The sequence below is a fragment of the Frankia sp. CcWB2 genome, assembly GCF_977927585.1.
The window spans coordinates 4,361-6,318 of the sequence record NZ_CDWRCM010000225.1 but is presented as its reverse complement, the minus strand read 5'-3'; the positions used below and the strand labels follow the sequence as shown (position 1 = coordinate 6,318).

Sequence of the window (1,958 nt, the reverse complement as noted above, 5' to 3'; positions counted from 1 at the left end):
GACAGGCCCGCGCCCTCGCGCAGGCCGGTGAGGAAGCTGCCGATCGCGGCGCGGGCGTCGTGGCGGGGCGACCAGCCGAGCTCTGCCCGGGCCCGGGCAGTGTCCATGATCGGTAGATGTAGGACGGCGTCGAAGAGTTGCGGGGAGGCGGGCACCAGATGCAGGTGCCAGGCGGTAGCCAGAGCGCCCCGGGCCAGGCCGGCCGGCATCCGGATGATCCTCGCATTGAGGATGTCGGCGAGCAGGGGTACGTCGACCACCGGGTCGGCCGCGATGTTGAAGGCGCCGCGGGCCCCGGTCAGGGCCGCCAACCGGTAGGCGTCCGCGACGTCGGAGGAGTGCACCACCTGGAAGCGCAGCCCCGGCAGATCTGGCAGCACGGGCACCGTCGCCGGGTGCGTGGGCGCCGCTGCCGGCCGTACCACCCGGCCGGGCAGCAACGGCCCAGCGAGCAGGCGCCGTTGCTGGCTGGCCGCCTCCCGCTTGAAGATGAACCCGGGCCGCAGCCGCACCACCCGGATGCCCGGACGGTCACGTTCGAAGGTGTCGAGGACCCGCTCCAGATACGCCTTCTCCCGGGTGTAGGCGGCCTCGGGCCAGCCGTGGGTCGGCCATCCTTCGTCGACGGCGCCTTCCCGGGCGGCGGGCGAGTAGGCGCCGACCGATGAGGCATGCACCAGCGCGGGCACGCCGGCTCGGGCTACGGCCTCGAACACGCGGATGGATCCCAGGACATTGGTCCGCCATGTGGTCAAGGGGTTGTGGGTGGGCTGGAACAACCAGGCCAGGTGGATCACGACGTCGGCGCCCTGGAACAGCGGGGCGAGGTCATCCGTGACGACATCGGCCTGTGCCCACTGGGTCTTCGGCGCCGTCCATGTCGGGTTGCGGCGGGATACCCCGACCAGGGAGCCGACCTCGGTCGACCGGCCGAGGGCCGCCAGCACGCTCGTGCCGACATTCCCCGTGGCTCTCACCACGACGATCTTCAGGTTGCTCGGGGTTGGCGTCACCTGATCCACCTCATCCACCTCCTGCGGTCGACCGGGAATCTCCCGTCGGGGGAAGCGGTCTCCTTTCGGAGGAATGGATACCCGCCGACGGGCGTCCAGATGCAGCCCTCAGCTCTCGATGAGCTGCGGTGCGCCGTCCGTCACTCCGAGGCGGCCGCGAGGGAGGCGGTCAGTCTTGCCGCGAGGTCGTCCATCACCGTGGGGGAGACCCATTCGGCGGCCTCCGCCGCGGTGAGCTCGGCCATCGTGGTGACGTGACGCCGGGCGACGACAACCAGCCAACCCGGCAGGGCGGTCCTGATCGTGTGCGTGACCCGCCAGCCGGGATCGACCAGGATGCGCTCCCGGGGCGGCAGCCCGTCCAATGATGCGTTGCCGAGGCAGGAGAAGCAGCCCTCGACGGCGCTCGTTGTGTCCATTTTGATCATCTAGGGCGTCAATCAGTATCAGTCGGTATCAATTCAGTGTCGATAGGTATCGATCGGCATCGATCAGGTGAACAGGCCGCTGCCCCAGTAGTCCTTCGTGCCGGCCCGGAAGCCTGGCGGGATCGCGAAGATCGCGCTTCCGTTGTGCCGGATGTACTCGTTCAGCGCATCCTGGCCGGACAGCCTCGAGCTGAGCCCAGGACCGCACCGGGACGACATCGGGCTCGACCTGTGATGTTGTGGTGCATGACCTGTGGTGCATGGTCCATGGCGGGGCCACCGCCCCCGGCGAGCCCGCTCACCTCGGCCCGTTCTCCCGGTCCGTTCCGCGTTGACCGGCCACCTCCGTCACCGACAGCTATCGACACAATTCTTTCTGTTGTATCGCTGTCCGGTCCGCGTTGCGGATACGGATCGGCGAGGTAACCGCACCCGCTCTCCTCACCGGTTCGTCTTCATTATTTTTTGCCTTAGGAGTCGAAATGAAATAACTTGCGCGTTTCGAACCCTCCACAGG

The 1,958-nt window shown here is 68.2% G+C and carries 3 protein-coding genes; 1 reads left to right on the top strand and 2 read right to left on the bottom strand.

The window, feature by feature from the left end; translation table 11 throughout:
• Both ACY45C_RS18855 and ACY45C_RS18850 read right to left on the bottom strand, forming a co-directional pair.
• Positions 1-1,013: NAD-dependent epimerase/dehydratase family protein (locus ACY45C_RS18855; RefSeq protein ID WP_462188901.1), on the bottom strand; the 1,013-nt coding region annotated here is incomplete at its 3' end.
• A 140-nt stretch (positions 1,014-1,153) separates the two neighbouring features.
• Entirely contained in the window at positions 1,154-1,432 is a 279-nt protein-coding gene (locus tag ACY45C_RS18850; RefSeq protein WP_462188900.1) for a hypothetical protein, read from the bottom strand.
• Positions 1,433-1,538: 106 nt separating this feature from the next.
• On the opposite strand from ACY45C_RS18850, the gene ACY45C_RS18845 reads away from it, so the two are divergent.
• Positions 1,539-1,676, top strand: coding sequence for a hypothetical protein (locus ACY45C_RS18845; protein WP_462188899.1), 138 nt, complete (start codon positions 1,539-1,541; stop codon positions 1,674-1,676).
• The last annotated feature ends 282 nt before the right edge of the window (positions 1,677-1,958 follow it).